This is a genomic window from Bacillus sp. FSL M7-0003 (genome assembly GCF_038628485.1).
GTDB classification, from domain to species: domain Bacteria; phylum Bacillota; class Bacilli; order Bacillales; family Bacillaceae; genus Bacillus; species Bacillus safensis.
The window spans coordinates 3637764-3661384 of the sequence record NZ_CP152024.1 but is presented as its reverse complement, the minus strand read 5'-3'; the positions used below and the strand labels follow the sequence as shown (position 1 = coordinate 3661384).

The 23621-nt window shown below is 38.8% G+C and carries 26 protein-coding genes, 1 pseudogene and 1 other annotated feature; of the genes and pseudogenes, 21 read left to right on the top strand and 6 right to left on the bottom strand.

Annotated features, from left to right (window positions below):
• The first annotated feature begins 4 nt into the window (after positions 1–4).
• From MHI23_RS18760 to MHI23_RS18750, 3 genes are all read left to right on the top strand, one after another.
• Complete coding sequence (locus MHI23_RS18760; protein WP_024424026.1) at positions 5–799, top strand: MBL fold metallo-hydrolase; 795 nt, start codon at positions 5–7, stop codon at positions 797–799.
• Between the two features lie 81 nt (positions 800–880).
• Positions 881–2068 carry a trypsin-like peptidase domain-containing protein gene (locus tag MHI23_RS18755; protein ID WP_342492173.1) on the top strand — a complete coding sequence of 396 codons (1188 nt, stop codon included), beginning with the start codon at positions 881–883 and terminating at the stop codon, positions 2066–2068.
• 68 nt (positions 2069–2136) lie between these two features.
• Positions 2137–2601: a GNAT family N-acetyltransferase gene (locus MHI23_RS18750; protein WP_041106743.1), complete on the top strand. Its 465-nt coding sequence runs from the start codon at positions 2137–2139 to the stop codon at positions 2599–2601.
• Positions 2602–2641: 40 nt separating this feature from the next.
• Here MHI23_RS18750 and MHI23_RS18745 read toward each other — a convergent pair whose 3' ends face one another.
• Positions 2642–3523, bottom strand: coding sequence for an ABC transporter ATP-binding protein (locus tag MHI23_RS18745; protein ID WP_065215014.1), 882 nt, complete (start codon positions 3521–3523; stop codon positions 2642–2644).
• On the bottom strand, positions 3524–4213 hold the full coding sequence (locus MHI23_RS18740) for an ABC transporter permease subunit (RefSeq protein ID WP_025093692.1): 690 nt from the start codon (positions 4211–4213) through the stop codon (positions 3524–3526). It lies immediately after the preceding gene.
• A 192-nt stretch (positions 4214–4405) separates the two neighbouring features.
• Positions 4406–4676: a binding site (T-box leader), on the top strand.
• 111 nt (positions 4677–4787) lie between these two features.
• Between MHI23_RS18740 and MHI23_RS18735 the strand changes: the two genes are divergently transcribed.
• The 8 genes from MHI23_RS18735 to MHI23_RS18700 all read left to right on the top strand — a co-directional run bounded on the left by MHI23_RS18735 (position 4788) and on the right by MHI23_RS18700 (position 12428).
• Positions 4788–5648, top strand: coding sequence for an S-adenosyl-l-methionine hydroxide adenosyltransferase family protein (locus MHI23_RS18735; RefSeq protein WP_024427616.1), 861 nt, complete (start codon positions 4788–4790; stop codon positions 5646–5648).
• Positions 5649–5662: 14 nt separating this feature from the next.
• Complete coding sequence (locus MHI23_RS18730; protein ID WP_342492172.1) at positions 5663–6220, top strand: ECF-type riboflavin transporter substrate-binding protein; 558 nt, start codon at positions 5663–5665, stop codon at positions 6218–6220.
• Between the two features lie 19 nt (positions 6221–6239).
• Positions 6240–7955, top strand: a complete 1716-nt coding sequence (locus MHI23_RS18725) for an ABC transporter ATP-binding protein (protein ID WP_342492171.1) — start codon at positions 6240–6242, stop codon at positions 7953–7955.
• Complete coding sequence (locus tag MHI23_RS18720) at positions 7946–8773, top strand: energy-coupling factor transporter transmembrane component T (RefSeq protein WP_075621389.1); 828 nt, start codon at positions 7946–7948, stop codon at positions 8771–8773. The genes MHI23_RS18725 and MHI23_RS18720 overlap by 10 nt, the downstream gene beginning before the upstream one ends.
• A 161-nt stretch (positions 8774–8934) precedes the next feature.
• On the top strand, positions 8935–9105 hold the full coding sequence (locus MHI23_RS18715; protein WP_342492170.1) for a CxxH/CxxC protein: 171 nt from the start codon (positions 8935–8937) through the stop codon (positions 9103–9105).
• 80 nt (positions 9106–9185) lie between these two features.
• A complete protein-coding gene (gene rlmH, locus MHI23_RS18710; protein ID WP_025093694.1) occupies positions 9186–9665 on the top strand; it encodes a 23S rRNA (pseudouridine(1915)-N(3))-methyltransferase RlmH in 480 nt (159 codons plus the stop codon).
• Between the two features lie 160 nt (positions 9666–9825).
• Complete coding sequence (locus tag MHI23_RS18705; RefSeq protein ID WP_342492169.1) at positions 9826–10683, top strand: DNA adenine methylase; 858 nt, start codon at positions 9826–9828, stop codon at positions 10681–10683.
• A 35-nt stretch (positions 10684–10718) separates the two neighbouring features.
• Positions 10719–12428 carry a hypothetical protein gene (locus MHI23_RS18700; protein WP_103132541.1) on the top strand — a complete coding sequence of 570 codons (1710 nt, stop codon included), beginning with the start codon at positions 10719–10721 and terminating at the stop codon, positions 12426–12428.
• A gap of 245 nt (positions 12429–12673) precedes the next feature.
• On the opposite strand, the gene MHI23_RS18695 is transcribed toward MHI23_RS18700, so the two are convergent.
• Positions 12674–12832 carry a hypothetical protein gene (locus MHI23_RS18695; RefSeq protein WP_025093698.1) on the bottom strand — a complete coding sequence of 53 codons (159 nt, stop codon included), beginning with the start codon at positions 12830–12832 and terminating at the stop codon, positions 12674–12676.
• Positions 12833–12883: 51 nt separating this feature from the next.
• Positions 12884–13429 carry a Pathogenicity island protein gene (locus MHI23_RS18690; RefSeq protein WP_342492168.1) on the bottom strand — a complete coding sequence of 182 codons (546 nt, stop codon included), beginning with the start codon at positions 13427–13429 and terminating at the stop codon, positions 12884–12886.
• 256 nt (positions 13430–13685) lie between these two features.
• Here MHI23_RS18690 and MHI23_RS18685 point away from each other — a divergent pair, with 256 nt between their 5' ends.
• The 9 genes and pseudogenes from MHI23_RS18685 to MHI23_RS18645 all read left to right on the top strand — a co-directional run bounded on the left by MHI23_RS18685 (position 13686) and on the right by MHI23_RS18645 (position 20467).
• Positions 13686–14048: a hypothetical protein gene (locus MHI23_RS18685; protein WP_268501132.1), complete on the top strand. Its 363-nt coding sequence runs from the start codon at positions 13686–13688 to the stop codon at positions 14046–14048.
• 171 nt (positions 14049–14219) lie between these two features.
• Positions 14220–15515: a hypothetical protein gene (locus tag MHI23_RS18680; RefSeq protein ID WP_268501133.1), complete on the top strand. Its 1296-nt coding sequence runs from the start codon at positions 14220–14222 to the stop codon at positions 15513–15515.
• Between the two features lie 65 nt (positions 15516–15580).
• Positions 15581–15904 (top strand): annotated as a pseudogene (locus MHI23_RS18675) (MBL fold metallo-hydrolase); the annotation flags it as partial.
• 308 nt (positions 15905–16212) lie between these two features.
• On the top strand, positions 16213–16515 hold the full coding sequence (locus MHI23_RS18670) for a metalloregulator ArsR/SmtB family transcription factor (RefSeq protein ID WP_039182804.1): 303 nt from the start codon (positions 16213–16215) through the stop codon (positions 16513–16515).
• A 137-nt stretch (positions 16516–16652) separates the two neighbouring features.
• A complete protein-coding gene (locus MHI23_RS18665) occupies positions 16653–17819 on the top strand; it encodes an MFS transporter (RefSeq protein WP_135033114.1) in 1167 nt (388 codons plus the stop codon).
• Between the two features lie 66 nt (positions 17820–17885).
• Positions 17886–18734 carry an MBL fold metallo-hydrolase gene (locus MHI23_RS18660; RefSeq protein WP_268423053.1) on the top strand — a complete coding sequence of 283 codons (849 nt, stop codon included), beginning with the start codon at positions 17886–17888 and terminating at the stop codon, positions 18732–18734.
• 119 nt (positions 18735–18853) lie between these two features.
• On the top strand, positions 18854–19444 hold the full coding sequence (locus MHI23_RS18655; protein ID WP_342492167.1) for a Crp/Fnr family transcriptional regulator: 591 nt from the start codon (positions 18854–18856) through the stop codon (positions 19442–19444).
• 69 nt (positions 19445–19513) lie between these two features.
• Positions 19514–19855, top strand: coding sequence for a darcynin family protein (locus MHI23_RS18650; protein ID WP_234107492.1), 342 nt, complete (start codon positions 19514–19516; stop codon positions 19853–19855).
• 105 nt (positions 19856–19960) lie between these two features.
• Positions 19961–20467: an LURP-one-related family protein gene (locus tag MHI23_RS18645; protein ID WP_044335723.1), complete on the top strand. Its 507-nt coding sequence runs from the start codon at positions 19961–19963 to the stop codon at positions 20465–20467.
• Positions 20468–20551: 84 nt separating this feature from the next.
• Here the strand turns inward: MHI23_RS18645 and MHI23_RS18640 are convergent, their stop codons facing one another.
• Positions 20552–20857 carry a nucleotide pyrophosphohydrolase gene (locus MHI23_RS18640; RefSeq protein ID WP_025093707.1) on the bottom strand — a complete coding sequence of 102 codons (306 nt, stop codon included), beginning with the start codon at positions 20855–20857 and terminating at the stop codon, positions 20552–20554.
• Positions 20850–22496, bottom strand: a complete 1647-nt coding sequence (locus MHI23_RS18635; protein ID WP_025093708.1) for a DUF2075 domain-containing protein — start codon at positions 22494–22496, stop codon at positions 20850–20852. The genes MHI23_RS18640 and MHI23_RS18635 overlap by 8 nt, the downstream gene beginning before the upstream one ends.
• A 223-nt stretch (positions 22497–22719) precedes the next feature.
• On the opposite strand from MHI23_RS18635, the gene MHI23_RS18630 reads away from it, so the two are divergent.
• Positions 22720–23595 (top strand): LysR family transcriptional regulator, encoded by an 876-nt coding sequence (locus MHI23_RS18630; protein WP_342492166.1) that lies wholly within the window; start codon positions 22720–22722, stop codon positions 23593–23595.
• Positions 23596–23621: the final 26 nt, after the last annotated feature.

The window sequence follows — 23621 nt, the reverse complement described above, 5'->3', positions numbered from 1 at the left end:
GAACATGAGCTTGCAGTTCAGTGTACTAGCGAGCGGAAGTACGGGGAACGCTTTTTATTTAGAAACAGACGAGCATGCCTTTTTGGTGGATGCTGGTTTAAGCGGCAAACAGATGGTCGAGCTGCTTGGCCAAATCGACCGCAAGCCTGAAGACTTGGACGGCATTTTTGTGACACACGAGCACTCCGATCATATTAAAGGGCTTGGTGTCATGGCAAGAAAGTACAAGCTTCCTGTCTATGCAAATGCGAAAACATGGAAGGCAATGGAGTCTCATATCGGAAAGATTGACACAGAGCAGAAATTCCATTTTGATATGGAAACCGTTCAATCCTTTGGCGGTCTTGATGTCGAGTCATTTGGCGTCTCTCATGATGCGGCAGAGCCTATGTTTTACGTGTTCCATTATGGAGGGCGCAAACTTGCCCTCATGACGGATACAGGCTATGTGAGTGACCGCATGAAAGGCATTATTAAGTCAGCCAATACGTTTGTGTTTGAGAGCAATCATGATGTCGGGATGCTGCAAATGGGCCGATACCCATGGAGCATTAAGCGCAGAATTCTGAGCGATGTCGGACATGTATCAAATGAAGATGCTGCTCTTGCGATGACAGATGTCATAGGAGATGCCACCTCACGCATTTATTTGGCTCACTTGAGTCAAGACAACAACATGAAGGATTTAGCCCGTATGGCAGTCCAGCAGACGCTTGAAATGAAGGGCTTTGTTGTGGGGGACGGCTTTGATTTATTTGATACGGACCCGAAAAAAGCAACCCCGCTTTGCGCCGTATGATTTTTACAATCGTATGATTAAGATAAGAGCTTCTTACCAACACTATATACATCATCTATTCACTGAAAGGAAGGAAACATAGTGGATTATCGCGATGTAGAGTGGAAGCCGAGACGAAACAGAAAAGGATATTTTCTTTCTGGTTTGATCGGTGTATTGGTAGGAGCTTTTTTAATGGGATTCTTTTTCCCCTATGTATCTGGACAGAGCGGCAGTCCCTTTGGATGGCAGCAGAACGGTGATGGACAAGCATCACAGGGTCCTTTAAAGACAGTGAATGTGAACGTCAATGATGCTGTCACAAAAGTGGTGTCTAATATGTCAGATACGGTGGTCGGCGTCATTAATATCCAAAAGTCGAGCTTTTGGGAGGAAGGCGGAGAAGCAGGCAGCGGGTCAGGTGTGATTTATAAAAAAAAGGGTGACACGTTTTATATTGTCACAAACCATCACGTCATCAAAGGCGCCAACCAGCTTGAAGTGAGCCTCCATGACGGGACAAGAATTGGTGCCAATCTTGTCGGCAGCGATCAGCTTATGGATTTAGCTGTTCTCACTGTCAAAAGTGATAAAATCAAGAAAACGGCAGCCTTCGGTAACTCAGATCATGTGAAGCCGGGTGAGCCAGTCATCGCCATTGGAAATCCATTAGGGCTTGAATTCGCAGGGTCTGTCACACAAGGAGTCATTTCAGGCACAGAGCGAGCGATCCCTGTTGACTCAAATGGAGACGGACAGACGGATTGGAATGCAGAGGTACTGCAAACAGATGCCGCCATCAACCCTGGAAACAGCGGTGGTGCCTTGATCAATATGGACGGAAAGGTGATCGGCATCAACTCAATGAAGATTGCTGAATCAGAGGTAGAAGGAATCGGGCTGTCTATTCCAGCGAATCTGGTCATTCCTGTCATAGAGGATTTAGAGCGCTACGGAGAGGTAAAGCGTCCGTATCTTGGCGTCGGCATGAAATCATTAGCGGATATTGCGAGCTACCACTGGCAGGAAACGTTGAAACTGCCATCTAAGGTTACATCTGGGGTCGTTGTCATGAGTGTTGAGCCGTTATCTCCAGCAGGAAAAGCGAGACTAAAAGAGCTGGATGTCGTGACCTCCTTTGATGGCAAGAGTGTACAGAATATCGTGGATCTTCGTAAGTACTTATATCAAAGGAAGGTCGGCGACAAGGTAAAGGTGCAATTTTACCGAAGCGGGAAGAAAAAATCAGCAGAGATCAAACTTTCTCAAACCGACCGATATGGCGGCTAACCAGTTCCATCAAGGGACTGGTTTTTTTGGCATGCTCATCATATGATAAAGGAAAGGGGGCGGTACGATTGGTTACACTACAACGGATGTCACAAACCGATTACGATGTATTGATAGAGAAGGCCATTCAGCGGTACGCGGAAGAAAAGGTACTCGCAGGAACATGGAAGAAGGAAGAATCACTTGCGAACGCAGAAGAACAATTTGACAGGCTTCTTCCAGAAGGACTTCAGACAGAGCATCATGAGCTGTGGAATTTCTTAAATGGAGATGAAGCGATTGGCTGGGTTTGGCTTTGCTATGACCCGAATCACCCGCAGCACGAAGGATTTATTTATAACTTTATTTTGTTTGAAGCTTATCGAGGAAAAGGCTTTGCAAAGCAGGCCATTGCTGCATTAGAGGAGCAGGCAAAGTCATTAGGTGTGCAAAAACTCTCGCTCCATGTCTTTGCTCACAATCAAATCGCCCGTTCGCTGTACGAGAAAACAGGATTTGCAGAAACCGGTATCTATATGAGTAAACCTTTATAAAAAAAGAAGAAGTACCGTGCAGAAAGCGTACGGTACTTTTTTATGAGGACATCATGGCATCCTGAGCCGTGACTCTGTATAAATCGACTTTACACTTCACGAAAGCCCGAATGATCGCTGGAACTTGAGCTTCTGAACGAATTAACAATGAGGTCTCGTCATCACTGATCACAAGATCTGTTCCGACAGTTTGTAGGTACTGCGTGAGAACAGGTTTCACCTCATCATCAATCCATGCATGCTTGAAGGTTGCACGTATGTTTGAGGATGTGATGGTTTTCTCTTGAGGATGAGTATGTGGGGACACTAATTTTCCTTCAGAAATGAACGCCGTTTTGGTACAAATACTATTGGTGAACCTTGGGCGGTCAGCAGTTAAAAAGACGGTTTTCCCTTCATCCTTTAATGTTTCAATGACCCGCTGGATGTGCAAGATTGAATCTGCATCAATATCGGCAAAAGGTTCGTCGAGTAAAATAAATTCCGGCTGATGGGCGATGGCCTGCGCCATTCCAAGCCGCTTTTTCATACCAGGTGTGAAGGCACCGACCTTCTCCTGATGATCATGATGTAAACCGACAAATTCGAGCAGTTCTTCATAATCACTCGTTCTCTGGCGTGTTCCGGTGATTTTTGATAAATAGGCAATATGCTCAAGAGCCGTAAGACCTTCATATAAATCCGTATATTCTGGCAGAACACCGATATACTGTCTCACTTTTTTTAGCGAAGGCATATTCATCACTGTAAACGTACCAGAGGTAGGGCGTGAGATCCCGGTAATGATATTGAAAAACGTCGTCTTACCAGATCCCTTTGGTCCAATGAGGCCGAAGATATCGCCCTGATTGACATCAAGATTAATATGATCTATAGCGACTTTTGTACGATATTTTTTTGTGAGCCCTTTTGTATGAAGCATCTACACATCCCTCCTTTGAAACAGCAGTGCAGTTCCAATGAGTAAGATAACGGTCAATGCCGTGTTCATTAGGACATAGGTCAGCGGTTCACTCCAGCGCGCATAATAATAAGGCGTCATATATTGGAACCAATGAATCATTCGTTCTGAAGAAAGAACAGAAATCATACTGACGATTGGGAAAAGAAAGGAAAATAACATGCCGACAAACATTGATTTCTGCGGTGTTGGAAAGAGCATGGACAAAAATAAAGCACATGAGATACCGACACTGATAAAGGTTAGGATTTTTAAGGCATCAGAGAACAGAAAACGGTGTGAAATCACCATATTCAGGACATATGTCGTCATAATACAGCTAAGCCAAAACAGCATCAGTCCAAGATATTTCCCGATGATAATGTTCAAACGGGTTGTTTTACTGACGAGAAAACGAATGGTTTTCAAATGAATTTCGCGGCTCAAAATATCATGAGACAACAAAAAAATAAGGAAGAAACCAAATAAAGACATCACCAGTTCATTCCCAATAGAATAAGGATCCTTTGCCAGTTCCCATTTTTCCTGATGAGCAGCGATAAACGGAAGACTTGAAACAAAAGTAGATAAAATGAAAATAATAACAATTGTTAAAATAGATTTTGTGCTTTTGAAGAGCTGCTTAAACTCATTCATACAGATGGTCCACACACGCTGTACCTCCCTTCACCTTTATTATACCCCTAGAAAAGAAAGACACCATATCTCGCTCTTTAACATTTGTTTAAATTTCATAAAAAGAAGACTCTTCCAGCACCAGTTGACTCATTTTTAAAAATGTTCAGAAAAATATCTTGATTTATCAAATAACATCATGTATGATAGCTTTAATTCAAGATAGTTATACAGGCAATGACGAGAGAAAGTACAATCATCAATTTTTCCACAGAGAGCTTCGGCAGCTGAAAAGAAGCAAAAATAATGATTCGAAAAATGGTCTCTGAGCCTCGTGCTGAACATATCTATGATATTAGTAGGTGACGACGAGAGTTGGTACTCGTTATCAAAACCACAGTATATGAGCCAGATTGGAGCTTTGTACTTGTAGAGGCTGTTTAGCGCGAGCAAACAGTAAATAAAGGTGGTACCACGAGACAAATACCTCGTCCTTATGATTCAAAGATAAGGATGGGGTATTTTTTATTGTCCACTTTTTTTCATACAATTGTTCAAATGTTCCACGTGAAACACCACATCCATTTTTTCAAATGAAAGGGAGATTGACATGAGTGAACATGCATTGGTTTTACAATCAGATTTCGGCATTGATGATGGAGCTGTCAGTGCAATGTACGGAGTGGCAAATACGGTCAGCAGCAGCATCCGCATTTTTGATTTAACACACAATATTCCGCAGTATGACATTTGGGAGGCTTCTTATCGCCTGCTTCAAACCGTCACATACTGGCCGGAAGAGACGGTATTCGTTTCTGTCGTTGACCCGGGCGTTGGATCCGAGAGAAAAAGTCTTGTCGTCAAAACGACAAGCTCACATTATATCATTACCCCAGATAACGGGACACTGACGCACGTTGCCCAGGATATTGGCATTGTGGAAGCCCGTTACTTAGATGAAACCATTAACCGGCTGCCAAAGTCGGGAAAATCACATACATTCCATGGGAGAGACATTTACGCTTATACAGGGGCGAGAATTGCATCAGGTGTGATTTCTTTTGAAGAGGTTGGGCCAAAGGCAAATATTGATGATATTATCCATCTCCCAGTCGTACAGGCTTATGCCGAAGAAGATGTGATCACAGGGACGATTGATATTTTAGATGTGAGATTCGGAAACCTATGGACAAACATTCATCACACGCTATTTGAACAGCTTTCAATTAATTATGGGGATGCAATAGAAGTTACCATTGCCAACGGGCCGAAAAATGTGTATAAAAATATCATGACCTATGGACGATCTTTTGCCGACTTAAAAGTAGGCGAACCACTCGTATATGTCAATTCACTCGACCATTTAGGCGTGGCGATCAATCAAGGGTCATTTGCAAAGGCTTATAACATCGGCACAGGCACAGGCTGGCGCCTTTCGATTCGCAAAGCTCCGCGCATTATATACGAATAAGAGGAGGATACATCATGGCAGGAAAACAACTTTCAACGAAAACTGTCGTTGCCATTGGCATTGGCGCAGCCGTCTTTGTGATTCTAGGACGATTCGTCTCCATTCCAACTGGTATTCCGAATACACAAATTGAAACCTCATACGCATTCCTTGCATTAATGGCCGTGCTATTTGGTCCTGTTGCAGGCGCACTGATTGGTTTTATTGGTCATCTCATTAAAGATGCGACCACATTTGGCCCTTGGTGGAGCTGGATTATTGTATCGGGTGTCGTCGGTTTATTGATCGGCTTTATTTCTAACCGTTTAAAAGTAGTAGAGGGAGACTTCGGCTGGAAGAAAATCACGCTCTTCAACGCCGTACAAGCAGGCGCACAGGCATTAGGCTGGTTTATTATTGCTCCTGTACTCGACATTGTGATCTATGCAGAACCTGCGAACAAAGTGTTTGTTCAAGGCATCGTGGCAGGGATTTCAAACATCATCACAGTTGGTGTACTAGGAACCATCATCATTGCAGCCTATGCAAAAACGAGAAGCAAAAGCGGCAGCCTATCGAAAGAAACATCATGAAACAAGGTGGAACACATAAATGAAGAAACCGATGATTCAATTCGAACATTTCGGATTCAAGTATCGCAGTCAGGCAGAACCAACATTAAAGGATATCAACCTGACCATCTATGAAGGAGAAAAAGTTCTCATCGCAGGCCCGTCTGGATCGGGAAAAAGCACACTAGCCCATTGTATCAATGGGCTAGTTCCTGCGTCTTATAAAGGTTCTATGGAAGGAAGTCTTCACATCGGCGGGAAAAATGCAGAGAAAGAGAACATTTTCTCCCTCTCCCAGCTTGTCGGAACGGTGCTGCAGGACCCTGATGGACAATTCATCGGGCTGACCGTTGGAGAAGATATCGCGTTCACGCTTGAAAATGATCAAGTCACACGAGAAGACATGCAAACACGTGTCGAGGAAGCAGCAAGATTAACAGAGGTAGACGGCAAGCTGGCATCATCCGTGCATGAGCTGTCAGGCGGACAAAAACAACGTGTCGCCATTGCGGGTGTACTTGTCAACGATGTCGACATTTTGCTGTTTGATGAACCACTTGCAAGCCTTGATCCCGCAACAGGTAAAGAAGTCATCGACCTCATTGACCGGCTGCAAAAACAAACGAAAAAAACCATTGTGATGGTTGAGCACCGATTAGAGGACGTCCTCTTCCGTCATGTGGACCGCATTATCGTTATCAATGAAGGAACGATTGCAGCGGATATGACACCAGATGAATTGCTCGCCTCAAACGTATTAGAAGCGGCGTATTTGCGTGAGCCTCTATATGTAAAGGCGATGAAATATGCAGGCATTCAGGTTGCACCGGGAGATCAGATCGCTGATTTACAGCGTCTCACCTTAGACGATGAGGCAAAAGAGAAAATCGAACAGTGGATGGAAGCGTCTGAACCGTCAGTAGAGCAAATTGCAGCACAGGATTTACTAGAAGTGCGCGAGCTGAGCTTTGACTATCCAACAAGACCAAACACGCTGAGCAACATCTCTTTTACTGTCAAAAAAGGAGAAATGATCAGCATCGCAGGAGCCAATGGTGCAGGCAAGACGACATTATCTAAGGTGCTCTGTGCATTTGAAAAGCCAACGAAAGGGTCCATTCTTTTAAATGGTGATGACATCACAGAAGATACGATCAAACAGCGCTCTGAACGAATCGGCGTCGTCATGCAAAACCCAAATCAAATGATTTCAAAACAAATGATCTTTGATGAGGTGGCACTCGGTCTCGTTTTAAGAGGCGTAAAGGAAGACGAGATCAAGGAACGTGTGGAGCGGGTCCTGAAAGTGTGTGGACTGTATCCATTTCGGAACTGGCCGGTCTCAGCCCTTAGCTTTGGACAGAAAAAACGCGTCACCATCGCGTCAATTCTTGTATTAGAACCAGAAATCCTCATCCTAGACGAACCAACCGCAGGACAGGACTTTAAACATTACACAGAGATGATGACGTTTTTAGAGCAATTAAATCAGCAGGGAGTCACGATCTTCATGATCACCCATGATATGCACTTGATGCTCGAATACACAACAAGAACCATTGTCATTTCAGATGGAGAAAAAATCGCAGATGATACACCTGCCAAAGTGCTGACAGATCAGCTGCTTGTCCAAAAGGCGAGTTTAAAGGAAACGTCGTTGTATGAACTGGCGCTGAAAGCAGATTGGCCGAATCCAAATGAACTCGTGGAACGCTTCATTGAGGTTGACAGAAAGGAACGAATGACATGGCTGTAGACATGCTGTCCTATATCGATCGCCCGTCACCGATTCACCGGCTGACAGGTGCAACCAAACTCATTTGCTTTATCCTCTGGTCATCCGCAGCGATGCTCACGTATGATACAGGCGTTTTAGTCTTTATGTTAGCCGCCAGTATCGTATTCTTTCAGATGTCGAACGTACGATTTCGTGATATTTCCTTCGTGGTGATCGTCCTGGCGATTTTCCTAGTGATCAATAACATCGCCATTTATATCTTTGCGCCCCAGCAAGGTGTCGCCATCTACGGAGCAAAGCACGAGCTGTTTCATATTGCTGGCTGGTACAATGTCACACTTGAACAGCTTTTCTATCAATTGAATATTACACTCAAATATGTGACCGTGATGCCAGCAGCGCTTTTATTTATTGTGACAACAAATCCAAGTGAATTCGCCTCATCTCTCAGCCGAATCGGTGTCAGCTACCGGATTTCGTATGCTGTAGCGATTGCTCTGCGCTATATTCCGGACATTCAGCGGGATTTTCGAACGATCGCCATTTCTCAGCAAGCAAGAGGGATTGATTTATCGAAGAATGAAAAATTGGGGAAACGAATCAAAAATGCGCTGTCGATTGTCATGCCGCTGATATTTTCTAGCCTAGAGCGGATTGAAACGATCAGCAATGCGATGGAGCTGCGCGGATTTGGAAAGCATAAAAAGCGCACATGGTTTACGGCGAAAGACTTTCAAAAAGCAGATTATGCGGCGTTATTGTTTGTTGGTGTGGTGCTGATCGTGTCGCTAGTGATTACATTTGTTAGAGGAACGAGATTTTATAATCCGTTTTGATAGAAGGAAGCCTTCACAGGAGTGGGGGCTTTTTTTGGTTTGTGGATAAAAGGTGGAGGAAATGGTAAAAGACTATTAACATGTGAATAAATCAGTTATATTGGACAATGAGCGAAACACTTGTGAATAACTAGAGAATCTATTGGAGGAAGAATAAACTTATGAACAGAACATTTTATGCGTGTGCAGAACACATAGAAACCGTATTAGACATGTACATAGATGATCACGAAACGCCGCCGGAATTCAGAAAAATCGAACATACACACAGTTTATCCACAACCTGTGAATTGTGCGATGAACCTGCAATATATATAGTGGGGAACGAATGATCGGACACAAAATACACAAATTTTATCCACAATTGTTGATAACTTATATGAATAACTTGTTCTTAAGGTGGGGATGACCTGTGAATATATCAATTATCACAGTAGGAAAATTAAAAGAGAAATATTTAAAGCAAGGCATAGCCGAATACACAAAACGATTACAAGCTTACGCAAAAATCGAGATCATTGAGCTCGCGGACGAAAAAGCACCCGAGAATCTCAGTGATCAAGACATGAAAATCATCAAAGACAAAGAAGGCGAACGCATCCTAAGCAAAATCAACCCAGACGCCCACGTCATCGCCCTCGCCATCGAAGGAAAAATGAAAACTTCCGAAGAATTAGCCGATACAATAGATAAGCTGGCAACATACGGAAAAAGCAAAGTATGTTTCGTCATAGGCGGATCCCTTGGCTTAAGCGACGCTGTCATGCAGCGCGCGAATGAGAAGCTGTCGTTTTCGAAAATGACGTTTCCGCATCAGTTGATGAGGCTGGTGTTGGTGGAACAGATTTATCGTGCGTTTCGGATTGTGCGGGGGGAGCCTTATCATAAGTGAGATTTATCAGGGCGATAGAATTTACCATTAAAATGGTAAGAGAATAGTTTGATTTTTTAGAGGAGAACTTAAATAAAATCACCAAATATTATACATGACTTAATTATCAAATGGTATACTAATTTGAAGAGCCTTTATAGTTGGAAAGAAGTGAAAATAGATGTTTAACCCTTCCCCTTTAAGATACCCTGGAGGAAAATATAAAATTTATAATTTTGTAAGTAGGTTAGTAAAACATAATAATTGTTATACTTATATTGAGCCCTTTGCAGGTGGTTCAGCAATTTCACTTGCTTTATTATTTAATGGAGTAGTTAATCGAATAATGATAAATGATTACGACTATTCAATTTATTGCTTTTGGAAAAGTATCTTGAATAATACAGAGTCATTTATCAAGTTAGTTGAAGATACTTCAGTAACCATAGACGAATGGTATAATCAAAAAAGGATTAGGGAAAATATATATGAATATGATCCCTTAAAAGTAGGTTTTTCAACCTTTTATTTAAATAGGGTTAATAGATCTGGGATAATAGATAAAGCTGGACCAATTGGTGGCATGAATCAAAATGGAAATTATTTAATAGATTGTAGATTTAATAAAAATGATCTTATTGGTAAAATATATAAAATATCAAAATATAGAAATGCTATTAAATTATCAAATATGGATGCTATGGACTTTATAGAATCTGAGATAATTAAGACTAGAAATTCTTTTACATTTTTTGATCCTCCATACTACAACAAAGGGAAAGGACTTTATACCAATTTCTATACTCATGGCGATCATGAAAATTTAGCAAAAACAATTTCCCAATTTATGAAAAATAGAAAATGGATTGTTACTTATGATACAGCAGAGGAAATTAGAGGATTTTATTCAAATTTTAATTATATTACTTTCAATCTTTCTTATACTCTTCAGGAAAAAAAGAATGGATCAGAATTTATGTTTTTCTCTAAGAAAGTCCAACGTTTTAATAATGAAAATGATGTACTTAATATCCAATAAATGAAGTCTAGTCAATGAAATCAGGGGTGTTTAGTATGAGTACGAATAAGGAATATAAAATAGTGAATGTATCTGAGATTTTAAATTATTCAGAGAATCCTAGACATGATATAGGAACAAATGAGCTTGATACTCTAAAAAAGTTGATTAATAAAGTAGGTTCTCAGTATATGTATAATCTTGCTGATGATATCTATAAAAATGGATTACTAGGTGCTAACTTACCCACACTTGTATATAATTCAAAGAAAGAAAAATATATTGTATATGAAGGAAATAGAAGGGTGGCTTGCATTAAATTCTTAAAAGATCCTACTATCTTAGAATCTATAGACAAAGCTTTAAAGCAGAGAATTGAAAGATTAATAAAAACAGAGAAACCAAAATACTCCAGTGATATCTTTTGCTTAATAACTAGCGAAGAGGAAGCCTATACTATTATGGAGAGGATACACTCAGGCGAAGATAAAGGGAGAGGACTTAAAGCATGGACACCTAAAGAAAAAGGTGTTTTTGATAGTAGGTTGAAGAATAAAGTTACTATTGAATTAGTTATAGCTGAACTTTTTAATAAATATTTCAAGGAAGATATCACCAACAAAATAGGATATACTACAATTCGGAGGTTCTTTAACAATAGAGAAGTGAAAAAAGCACTAAATATCAATTCGGATTTTTCTAATATTACTAAAGATAAAATAATACTTATCAATTTTTTAATAGATAAGGCTATTAATAAGAGTACAATGGAAAATGTGGCTGTAACTCGTTTATTTAATAGAGCAAGAGAAATTGAGGATTTTTTTGTACCCCTTATTAAGAGATATTACCAGGAAGATTTGGATAACAAAAATCTTCCTGAAAGCATTACTAAGAATATTGGCGAAAACATTAGTAATATAAATGAAAAACAGATGACAAACAATAAAATTTTAGAGAAAGACGGAACCAATGATACAAAAGAAGAAGATGCAATTAGGTTTAATTTAATTAAAGATGCTACAAATGTTACTTATTATACTGACCAAACTATAAACCTTTTAGATAAATTGGAAATTAATTCCGATTACGATTCTAACTTATTGGAAATGGATTGTAAGGGATTGAAGGCAGTGGAGGGTATAATTCAACCGAATAACTTGCCGGGTGATTATAAAGTAGTCTATAAATATTATAAGGATTCTTCTAAAACTACAATCCTTTGGCAAGATAGTTTGTCTTTTAATATAAAGGCAAAAAAAGTTTCCTATTCAGTCCAAAAACAACAAACCGTCCTAAATAATACATTTTCCATCAAGTACATAGAAAAACTACAAATCGAACATGGTGAAAAGCTTAAATCACTGATGCTCTTTTTGAGTAACGAAAGTAAATATGGTAAATACTCATATCTACTTAATATTGTGAGTCGCATGTTCCTAGAATATACATTTCGAATGTATGCATCAAAAGTTTTAAAAGAAGATAACCAATCTATTGACAATAAAAGCAAATCTTTACAAGGATTTATTGATTATTGTTGCAATAAGATTGAACAAGTAGAACCTAAAAAATTCATAAAACATATCCAGCGTGGTCGTAGAGATGCAACAAGTAAAATTGAACTTTTACAAAAGAGTATCCATTATTTTGATGTATCAATATCTAATGAAGATATACAAATTATGTTTACCAACCTTAATATTTATTTAGAATATGTTTTTGATAAAATTATTGAAGAATCAATTCAATCAGTTGGAAATTAATTTAAATCCATATCAAACACGAAAGAAGAAGTATCGTGCTAAAGAGTATTTATCAATATCTTATTCAGGTGTTTCATCGTTTACTAAGTATTTTGAAGATGTAAAGGGTAAAGAGCCGATATTAGACTATAAATAAAATTCGAAGCTTATTAAGAGATTTTTGTTTATTGAAGTGGTGTGTCTAGGAGTTTTTAAATATGAGGAGATGAATTTATTCATCTCCTCTAGCACATCCCATAAGGTTCCTATTGTTTCTCTTTTACCAGCTTGATGGTAAGAAAGAAAAGAATGAATAAGATAAAATAATTCATTGGATTTTTAAATATGCTCATCTCTAGTGAAATCTGTAATAGAATCCAGAGAAAAAAAATGATTAGTATAGATGGAATGATGATTTTATACACCATGATCACCTTCCCTTTAGGATAAAAAGAGAGTACCCTTTTTGCTCTTCATTAAAAACAAGAAGCAGCAGCTCCTGTCATTGCTCCACCAACAGTACCTGTGATTGCACCAACTGCACCAGCGCCTACAGTTCCGATACCAGGTATCGTGACAGTTCCTACAGCAGCACCAGCAAGACCAAGTGTACCACCTCCGGTTACTGCCCCACCACTAGTACCAAGAATACATTTTCCAACAGATTGAGTACTGATTTTCCCGCTTGTTTTTTCACTCACAACTTTAATTAAAATCCCATTTTTAATTTTTTCATAATGCAAAGTAACAGGATGATCGTTTTTATCGGTCGATGTTTTAGGAAGAACTTGTTTTTCATTCGTTATTTGATCTTCCAATATCGCATTTCCTTTAGAATCGATATGAACATCAGCATGATCGAACGTCATCTTTAATTCACTATCATTAAGGTTCTCCAATTTATATGTGGCTTGTGACTTTGTGGCATTTGCATCTTTAGGTGAAATTGGTAAAGCCACGGCGCTCATCAGAAATAGAGAGGCTGCCAATTTGATTAGGGTGCTTCTTAATTTAATATTCATCACTTATCATCCTCCTTTGGATGCCATACTAACATAGCTATACACGTTGTTAAATGATGAAAAGATAAAATAAGTAAATAATAATGTTTTAAATGAAATTTAATAATGACTTTTTTCTTATTTTTATAAGTTTATTATTTAAAGATTTTCTTTATTAAATATCGTATTATATAAAATGAAAGCAAATATTAAAAACATAGTAGTAACAACATTTACTGATCATATTCTTAGCAATAAATTACTTAAGGAGACATTCATGGGTTTTAAAGCTGACTTTAAACGTGAAATGTGTAACGTAGTAAAAGACGTAGAAAAGGAAATACATAAAACGTGGAAAATTGATTACAAAGGGCATTCTATAGAAATTACAAACCAAATAAAAGAAGAGCAACTAATCATTGATGGCGTGACAGTTGATAAAAAGCAACGAAAAAGTGTATTGTCTCATATAATTCCATATTCAAAATTATCAGGAATATTGGAAATTAAAGATGGTACAAAACACAAAGTGTCCGTTAAAATTGGTGGGTATGTACGATTTCGTTGTATTGTGAAGGTAGATCATGAAACGGTTTTAGATGATTCAATGAAGATAGAATTTCTACCATGGGATCATTAAGAGAAAATCGTTCCCTTTATTCAACAACAAATTCAAACACATCATAAAATAGTAGATGATCGTTTACCCGATGAAGATTATTTAATTGACGAAAATGAACCACGATTGGTTCCCGGTTTATCTGATTATTATGTAGATGAACGACCTGCCCCTTTTTATGTGAAGAAATTATTGAAGCTTTTTGCAAAACAACTAAATCATCCTACAAATGAAACAAGAAAGAGAACATATGAAAAAATCATTTCTAACAATATGGCGAGTCGCAACAGTGAGTTAATTGACCGATTTCAACAAACACAATGGGATGAGTCTCTTGTACAGCAAGAAGCGTTATGGCTTCTTGAACATGCGGCACATCGGGAGGTAGTCAAATTTGCAGTTATGATACTGGGATGTACGAACTGTGAAAAATACAAAGAGCTTTTATTCACAATCGGTATGCATGAAGAATTTACTTCTTATGTCGTGTTTGCATTGAAGAATGGCACAATTCAAGGAAACGAACATGTTTGGCGTCTTGCAAAGTCCGTTGATGGATGGGGGAAGATTTCGGCTGTTGAGCAATTGGAAGCATCGACGCCAGAAATAAAACGATGGTTACTAATAAAGGGCTGCGAAAATACAATCATGAATGAATACTTAGCCTATACTTGCGCTCTTAATGGTGATCTGGAATCAGCTTTATCCAAAGATGAAATTACCAAAGAAATATATGATGGAGCGAGCCTCATCATTCAAGCGCTATTAGAAGATGAGGTTTCTATCTACGGAATAGAAGATTATCTAAATGCAAGCGTAGTTCTCTGCCGTTTTATTCACCATGCTCATAAGCAATGTCAAACAATTGAGGACTTTTACCCAATGATGAAAATAAGTGAGTTTTTAAGTGATGATCAAGAGATTTGGGAAGACCGATTGAATGACTCATGGACACAGGACGATTATAAGGCTGTCCAGGAAGCGGTTCAACCGTTTATCAATGACAGTAGATGGCCAAAGCTTGCAATCGATACGTTAAAACAGGGTTTTAGCTCTCAAGCACTTAAAATCGCTCTCTTTTATCGTTTAGATGTGAATGAGCTTCTATTTGCTTTACTTGAGAAAGACCCGGCAAATAGTGAAATATACTTTGCTGTGATGGATACAAATCATCATCAACATATTAGAGAGCTTTGCACATTTGCAGAAACACATTTATCGTTATCAAACCTCTCAGATGATGACGTGGCTTGTTTACAATATATTGTGCAAGATTTATATGAACACGAAGGTGTAGGATTGCCGTTGATTCAAGCTGCACTTAGATCAGATGATGAAAATTTACAGTATCATGCTTTAAGTGTATTAAAAGAATGGTCTCCTTCTTATTCGCAGCAAGCGGCCACAAGGGAATTGATTGAAATGCTTTTCTTGAAGACGAAAGATAAAGAAGATCGAAAGTTAGCCAAACACTTATTAAAGAAATAAGATTTGATTTGTCATCAAACAACGACTTAATGATAAAATCTAAAAATATAGAAAGCAGGCACACCATGCACACAATCAAAAAAATAGGCCAAACCTTCTCCTACATCACACCAGTATCACTCACCGACCGCCCCATCCTAGGCATGGTCGAAGGCACTAACAAAACATTAATGATCGATGCTGGCAACTCAGAAGATCATGCCAAATAATTTATCAAAGAAACTTAAAAACACGAGAACACCAAGCCTGATCTCGTTCTCCTCGCGCATTGGGATTGGGATCATATTTTTGGTCTGCCTGCGCTGCCTGATACGGTTTCAATTGCTTCTGCAAAGACCAGAAAGGAAATGGAGAAGCTTGTTCCGTTTTCGTGGTCAGATGAGGCGATCACGCTATCCAACATAAAATAATATTTTAAGAACCTTGGTAGATAATAACCTCATTTAAAGACATCAAGGTGAGCTTATCATAAGTTAGTGAGGGGTGAGAAGGCTAAATTTAGCTGTACAAGCAGCAAAAAAGTACTCTAATCCTTTTCCATCAAACATCTCCATTGCACTGAAATGGAAGATATAACCACTCTGCAAAAAACCGATTAAGTCTAAAGCGGCAGGAGTGATCTAGTAAAATAGAAAGTTTTATGGGCTCTCAAACAACACATGTTGACATATCGTTATTTATCGATATAATGGGGTGTATGGAGCCAATAGAAGTTTTCAAAGCCTTATCCAATGAATCCAGATTGCAAATTTTACAATGGCTAAAGGAACCTGATCGTCATTTTACACCCCATGAAGGGATTGATATGAATACTACAGGGGTATGTGTTAGTCAAATAACAGATAAATTGAAAATGACGCAATCAACAGCATCTCAATACCTTTCAATTTTATTACGAGCTGGATTAATTACGACAGAGCGTATAGGTAAATACACGTATTATAAAAGAGATGAAAATGCCATAAAACAAATTGCTGAGATTCTAGAAAAAAATATTTAATAAATGAACTGAATTCATACATCAGAATTCAGTTTCATTTATTAAATACAAATCGACTTATCGTAATATGTTTTTTTGTCCATACATATTAACAATTCTAGATATGTAAATGTATAATATATAAGGAGTGATCTACATTGTCAAACACTGTAAAGATTTACATTTTAGCTATTGTAAGTTTTTTAGTTGGTACATCAGAGTATATCATCTCTGGTATTTTGGATAATATTTCTGAATCATTAGGGATTACGATAGCTGCAGCAGGCCAGTTAATTACGATTTTTTCTCTTGTGTATGCCATCTTCACCCCAGTATTAATGGCTTTAACATCGGGAATGAATAAACGCAAGTTAATGTTATTTTCACTTAGCGTTTTTATTCTAGGTAATATTCTTGCATTCGTCCTCCCTGGGTATCAATTATTTATTGTGTCAAGAATTATTATGGCTCTTGGAGCGGGGATGGTCGTAGTTACTGCATTAACAATTGCTGAAAAAATTGCACCAAAAGGTAAGCAAGGTACCGCTATTGCTACAGTAGTAATGGGATTTACAGCATCATTGATTATTGGAGTCCCACTGGGCAGAATGACTAGTGATTTCTTTGGTTGGAAGGCTGTATTTGGAGGAATAGCCTTACTCGGATTATTAGCTATGGTGATAATTTCTCTTACGATTCCAAAAATCCAAGGGGATAAACCTGTACCTCTAATTCAACAACTTGCTCTTTTTAAAAAACCAAAAGTAGTGTTGGGATTAGCCATCACCTTTTTCTGGCTTGGTGGTTATTCAATTGCCTATACCTACCTATCCCCTTACCTTTTAAATATATCAGGTGTAAGCAGCAAATTGCTGAGTGGAGTTCTCCTCGTATTCGGGATTGCTAGTCTAGTTGGGTCAAAGTTTGGTGGATTTAGTACCGATCGATGGGGTGTGAATTTTACTCTGATTAGTGGAATGATATTACATGTCATCATGCTCATATTGCTCTCACTAGTTACGCATTCTTATGTTGGAGTATTGCTCATTTTAATATTATGGTCATTTGCTGCATGGTCTTCTGGCCCGACTCAACAATATCACTTAGCTACAATGGAGCCAGAGTCATCAGGTATACTATTAGGTCTCAATCAGTCAATGATGCAATTGGCGATGGCTGCAGGTGCAGCTATTGGAGGTATCTTTGTAGAGAGGGTTTCTCTATCTTCTGTTACTTGGGCAGGTGCTTTAGGCGTTGCAATCGCGATCATTGTCACAATATTGGCTTCGCGTGCTACTTCGAGTAATGAAATTCGATATACTTAAACAGTAGAACGATGGGAAAAAACGTGATTCAATTTAAAAAATAATGACAGAAAGTAGGAAGCACCTTTGCACTCAATTAAAAAAATAGGTCAGAGTTTTTGGTACATCACACCGGTATCACTTACCGACCGCCCCATCCTAGGCATGGTCGCAGGCACTAACAAAACCTTAATGATCGATGCTGGTAACTCGGAAGATCATGCGAACTATTTCATCCACAAAACCTTAGAACACAAGAGCGCCACGCCTGATATGGTTGTCCTCACGCATTGGCATTGGGATCATATTTTTGGTCTGCCTGCGCTGCCTGATACGGTTTCAATTGCTTCTGCACAGACAAGAAAGGAAATGGAGAAGCTTGTTCCGTTTTCGTGGTCAGATGAGGCGATTGATGAGCGGGTGAGGGAAGGAACGGAGATTGAGTTCTGCGCGAAGGCCATTAAGGAAGAATATCAGGGTCATCGAGATATTCAGGTGGTTTTACCGGATGTCACATTTGACCGTCGGGTGGAAATTGATCTTGGCGGCGTCACTTGCATCGTGCAGCATGTTGGAGGCGATCATGCGGCTGATTCAGCGATCGTGTATGTGAAAGAAGAGAAAATCCTGTTTCTTGGTGATTGCATTTATCCGAAAATGTATGCTGAGAGAGTACATTATACAGTGAAAGAAATATTGCGTCTTTTAGATGAGTTAGAAGCTTTTGATGCCGATACGTATATTCCTTCACACCAAAGACCGTGGAGAAAAGAGGAGTTTCGTCAGGAAACAGACAAACTTCGGGTGATAGCGAAATTCACTGATCAATGTGGTGGAGATAAGCAGAAAATCACGAAAGAATATCAACATTACGTGAACAGAGAACTGAAAGAAGATGAATTAGAAACCATTGATTACTTTGTAAATGGGTATTAAATAATCACTAAAAAAAGTCTCATTTGAGTGATTTCCCTCAAACGGGACTTTTTTTGCATTGATCATAAAAACAATCCCCAAGTAGGCTTGAGTTTTCCTTATTAGGAGGTAAAAAACAGATGGACAAAATAACTGACCCTTACGACACTTTCAAAACCAAAATATCCAAGTATCCAATCGAACAAAATCATTGGCAAGCCTTCAAAGATGGAACAACGATTAAACAATTAAAAGCAGGTACATGCATGATCAAGGCTGGCGATCCGGTGAAGCATGCTTATTTCTGCATAACGGGGCTCTTCCGTCTGTTCTATTTGTTACCGGATGGAAGGGAGTACAACGTGGCTTTTACGTTGGAAGATGATTTTGCTACTTCTTATGCAAGTATGATCAACGAGCAGCCTTCTCCTTATTCGATTGAAGCGATGGAGGATTCGATCGTGATTGAAATTCCGTATGATCTGCTTCAAATGTTGATGGATAGAAGTCATATGTGGGAGCGGTTTGTTCGGGTTAGTGTAGAAAGGCTGTATACGAGAAAGGAAGAGCGTGAGAGGGAACTGCTATATTTGCCAGCCATTGAGCGATATCAGGCGTTTTTATTGAAATATCCCGGGTTACATCAACGTATCGCTCAATATCATATTGCCTCATATATTGGCATTTCTCCGGTTTCGCTGAGCAGGCTGCTCCATACAGCTGAACATTAACTTATGTTAATGCATACTCCCTAGATCTGACGTACAATCACACATCATAGAAGAATCGGGGGTATGATGATGAAATATATGATGGTTGTTTTATTAGAGTTCTATCCATCTTGGCTTGCTTTGCCGCGAGAGGAGCGAAGAACCCATGCGGCTTCGCTGCGAGAGTTGATGCAGAAATATGAGGAACATGTGACGGTGCGCTTTTTTGATGCTGAAGCTCTTCCAGGTAAGGATTACACAGATTTTGTGATGTGTGAAACGGATGACCTTAAGTTTTATCATTTTATGTGGGAAGAGATTAGAGATTCTATTCCTTATACAAGAGGTTATCTAAAAATTAAAGAAGTCATCATGGGAATGGAAAATGCTTTTCAAACATATGAAAAGGAATCTCTGAAAATGAATCAGTAATCGAAAACCACCTGCTATCAGGTGGTTTTTTGTACATTCTATTTTTTGGTATAATCAGAGGTAATGTTAGAACGGATAAATTTTTGAACTGAATCGGAGGTACATATGAAACAGCTTTACATGAAGCAGAAAGTATTTAGCCTGAGCGGCAGGTTTACGGTAAAGGATCAACAGGAGAATGATGTATATGTGGTCGAAGGCAGCTTTATGAAGATGCCGAAGACGTTTACCATTTTGAATACAGAACGACATGAAATCGCTGTGATTACGAAGAAAATGTTTACCTTTTTACCGAAGTTTTTAGTAGAAGTTGGTGGTCAAGAGGTATTGACGATTAAAAAAGAGTTTACGTTCTTTAAAGCAAAATATTCAATTGATGCTGCTGGGATCGAAGTGCAAGGTAACTGGTGGGATATGAATTTCCAGGTGCTCCAGAACGGCGAAGTGATTGGTCAGGTGAAGAAGGAATGGTTTACTTGGGGTGACAGCTATAAGGTTGATATTTTGAAAGAAGAAATGGAGCCTGTGATGATTGCATTGGTTGTTGCAATTGATTGTGTGAAAGCTGATGAAGCAGCGTCTAGGTCTTCGTCGTCGGCGACGACGAATTAGTTAAATATATTCTTAAAGTATAATGAAATGAAGAAGAGTGATAGGACATTACTCTTCTTCATTAAAAAGACGAATCATGTTTCTTTACTTTTCAATGGGATATTTCTGTCCATTTTTTATTAATTTTTCTTCAATTATTTCTTTCACATCTAGATGAAGATCTGAACAAAGCATTAGTGAATATATTAAGATATCGGCTATTTCCTCTCGGATATTTTCTTCGTTCGCCTCAAGAGCTTCTTCATTACTTTTCCATTGGAAGTCTTCAAGCAGTTCAGCTGCTTCTATCGAGATTGAGATGGCCAAGTCTTTTGGGTTATGATATTGTCTCCAGTTCCGATTATCTCTAAATTGGTTAATTGAATGTATTAAATCTTTGATCTCAGTCATATTTTCCTCCCTCTTTTATCTCTTGTAATTTTCTTCTCAATTTTTCATCTGTTGCATAAATATAAAGCCCGTGAATGCCTCGCTTCATCAAAACGTTAATCGAGTTTAGTATAATCTTTTCTTTTGCCTGTTTGATTTCCTCTGGAGACATGTCACTTCTTGATGTGAATGCACCTGTGTCTTTATAATTTGATGTGTCTATGAGAAGTTCATCCTTTTCTTCATCATAGCTGATAGAAGGGCCAAGTATGACGCCGACATAATTTAAATCAAATCCTTGAACTGTATAGATTGAGCCCACTTCTCTAACTGAATCTGCATGTTCAGCCCATGTCCATTTATCATTTGTAAAATTCCATGGCATATTGATACCAGCTTCATCTACGATATAGGCAGCTCCATCTTTTTTATGTAAAAAGTCAAAGGTAGATACAATGCGGGATAGGCCTACCTCTTCATCTTTCTGCTGAATGGCCGTTTTAAATTTGTCAGGCTCCTCAAAAATTTTAAGTTCGAAAGAATCCTGTTTTATAGGCAGAGGTAATAATTGTTTTGACACAAATTGGTCAATCCATTTCAACGTATCAGTATCAGCATGCATACGCATCTGTTCTGTGAGTTTTACAGTCTTAGCATGATATCTATTTGTAATTTCCTCGAGTAATTTTTCATTCCAGTAGCTTTTAATTTTGAGTACCTGCTTTGGATCAAAAATGACAATGGTTATTTTACTTCGTTTGATAATTTCTTCTAGTTGGTTTTGGTAATGGAAGTTATTGTACTTATCATCTTTTGTTAATAAAAGATGGGCTTCATCAATTAACACGATGTCAGCCATTTCACCTGACTTTGTCATCTGATTGATAAACGAGGTTGGTCTCATAATTTGTTTCTTTTTCAGATTTGGCAGACTCTTTGCGATGTTTTGATATGTTTTAAGCATTTCCGCGTGATTTACAAGTAAATAATTGTTCTTATTGTTTAAGACAGAGTCCATATCATTTGATAAATCTTGAATCGTATTAAAAAGAGAACTCAGTAAAACACTCTTCCCAGTTCCTGCATCACCTTCTATCGAAATCACATGGTGACCTGACTGTTTGATATGCTCTTTGCAAAAAGATAAGATTTCATACTTAATTTCTACTTGTTGAGGTGATAATTCTTTATAGGGAGAAAGTTTATAAATATCTCTATTTTTTAAGGTTTCAATTGAATTACTAACGATCTTATCTTTTTGCAGTTGCTCCCATATCTCTTTAAAAACAGTTTCATTGTAAAAATCTTTTTGATAATAATGATGCATTTCCCTCGATCGTGTCTGACTAACATTTTTTAATTGGAAACGATTTTCTGCAATAAAGTAGTTTATGAGATTTGTCTCAATATTGTAAGAGGCAGATTGATGAAATCGTTCATGTCCGATCAGAATTGTTTTAGTTAATTTGTTCTTTTTTGGGTCTTTCAAATGATCCTTCAATCGTCTGCTAGCTTGGACTGACTGACCAATATAAGCAGATGGCTTCTTCTTTTCATCATAAAGAATGTAGACAATAGGTTGATTATGAAATAAGGTTGTTCGTAAAGAAAGAATATGATTTGTATTAAAATCGCGTTTTTCAATAAAAAGTTCACTCATTTAGCTAGCCCCTGTAGTCTTTTTGCCTATTATCGTATCATAAATTTAGCAAAATATCTCAGTGCTTATAGGTGGATATTGATTCTCGACAAATTAGACATGTTGAGTTATTTTCCATAGAGAGATAGGTGTCTTTGATTTACTGGTAATGGGTGGAAGTCGCTAAACCCAAATGAACTATATAACTAGCATTATTTTTCGATTTAACATATGAACATACGAGGTGAGCACACTGATCACATTCCAATACAAAGTATTTCTAACAGTCGTCGAATGCGGCAGTTTTACAAAAGCCGGGGAGAAGCTTGGGCTGACGCAGTCTGGGGTGAGTCATAATATTGCGAAGCTTGAGTCGGAATTAGGGATTGTGCTGCTTCGGAGGAATCGAAACGGGCTTTCGTTAACGGACGCAGGTGAGCGGGTGATGCCGCATATCCGGCAAATCATGCACCATGCGGCATTGCTTGAGCAAGAGGCAGCGCTGATTCAAGGGATGGAAGTGGGGAGCATCAAGATTGGGACATTCCCCAGTTTTTCTTCAAATGTCCTTCCACGCCTTATTCATCTTTTTACGCAAAGCTATCCGCATATCAAGCTGGAGTTATATGAAGGCGGTTATGAGGAGATTGAGGAATGGATTGCTTCAAGCACGGTTGATGTTGGTTTTTTAACGCAGTCATCGAGGGAATTCGAGACCGTTCCACTTTTTCAGGATGAGTTGGTGGTGCTCATACAAGAGAATCATCGCTTTCATACGAAGAAAGTGATTGAAGTGGACTCGCTACATGATGAAGCCTTTATCATGCCGAAAGCGGGCTGTGACATACTCGTTAAGAAGCTGTTAAAAGAAAGAGGCGGCGTGAAGCCTCATGTTCTGTTTGAAATTGAAGACAACAATACGCTCATTTCTATGGTGCAAGAAGGGCTTGGGGTCACGATCATTCCCAAATTAGTGTTGCCGCCGCACATACCTCATACGAAAATCATTCCACTGGAGACGAGCGTCTTTCGTGAGGTCAACTTGGCGCTCAAATCATTCAAAGCAGCTTCCCCATCGGCCAAGAGGTGGATCGAAACGGTCAAAAATCATTTTAAATAGAATCAGCTTGAACAGGAAGTCCCCAT

Excerpts from the sequence above, each read along its gene's own strand:
- MHI23_RS18700 (WP_103132541.1), top strand. The coding sequence starts at position 10,719 with ATGAGTACGAATAAGGAATATAAAATAGTGAATGTATCTGAGATTTTA.
- MHI23_RS18685 (WP_268501132.1), top strand. The coding sequence starts at position 13,686 with ATGGGTTTTAAAGCTGACTTTAAACGTGAAATGTGTAACGTAGTAAAA.
- MHI23_RS18725 (WP_342492171.1), top strand. The coding sequence starts at position 6,240 with ATGAAGAAACCGATGATTCAATTCGAACATTTCGGATTCAAGTATCGC.
- MHI23_RS18735 (WP_024427616.1), top strand. The coding sequence starts at position 4,788 with ATGAGTGAACATGCATTGGTTTTACAATCAGATTTCGGCATTGATGAT.
- MHI23_RS18760 (WP_024424026.1), top strand. The coding sequence starts at position 5 with ATGAGCTTGCAGTTCAGTGTACTAGCGAGCGGAAGTACGGGGAACGCT.
- MHI23_RS18715 (WP_342492170.1), top strand. The coding sequence starts at position 8,935 with ATGAACAGAACATTTTATGCGTGTGCAGAACACATAGAAACCGTATTA.
- MHI23_RS18690 (WP_342492168.1), bottom strand. The coding sequence starts at position 13,429 with ATGAATATTAAATTAAGAAGCACCCTAATCAAATTGGCAGCCTCTCTA.
- MHI23_RS18730 (WP_342492172.1), top strand. The coding sequence starts at position 5,663 with ATGGCAGGAAAACAACTTTCAACGAAAACTGTCGTTGCCATTGGCATT.
- MHI23_RS18645 (WP_044335723.1), top strand. The coding sequence starts at position 19,961 with ATGAAACAGCTTTACATGAAGCAGAAAGTATTTAGCCTGAGCGGCAGG.
- MHI23_RS18745 (WP_065215014.1), bottom strand. The coding sequence starts at position 3,523 with ATGCTTCATACAAAAGGGCTCACAAAAAAATATCGTACAAAAGTCGCT.
- MHI23_RS18650 (WP_234107492.1), top strand. The coding sequence starts at position 19,514 with ATGAAATATATGATGGTTGTTTTATTAGAGTTCTATCCATCTTGGCTT.
- MHI23_RS18635 (WP_025093708.1), bottom strand. The coding sequence starts at position 22,496 with ATGAGTGAACTTTTTATTGAAAAACGCGATTTTAATACAAATCATATT.
- MHI23_RS18640 (WP_025093707.1), bottom strand. The coding sequence starts at position 20,857 with ATGACTGAGATCAAAGATTTAATACATTCAATTAACCAATTTAGAGAT.
- MHI23_RS18705 (WP_342492169.1), top strand. The coding sequence starts at position 9,826 with ATGTTTAACCCTTCCCCTTTAAGATACCCTGGAGGAAAATATAAAATT.
- MHI23_RS18720 (WP_075621389.1), top strand. The coding sequence starts at position 7,946 with ATGGCTGTAGACATGCTGTCCTATATCGATCGCCCGTCACCGATTCAC.
- MHI23_RS18655 (WP_342492167.1), top strand. The coding sequence starts at position 18,854 with ATGGACAAAATAACTGACCCTTACGACACTTTCAAAACCAAAATATCC.
- MHI23_RS18670 (WP_039182804.1), top strand. The coding sequence starts at position 16,213 with ATGGAGCCAATAGAAGTTTTCAAAGCCTTATCCAATGAATCCAGATTG.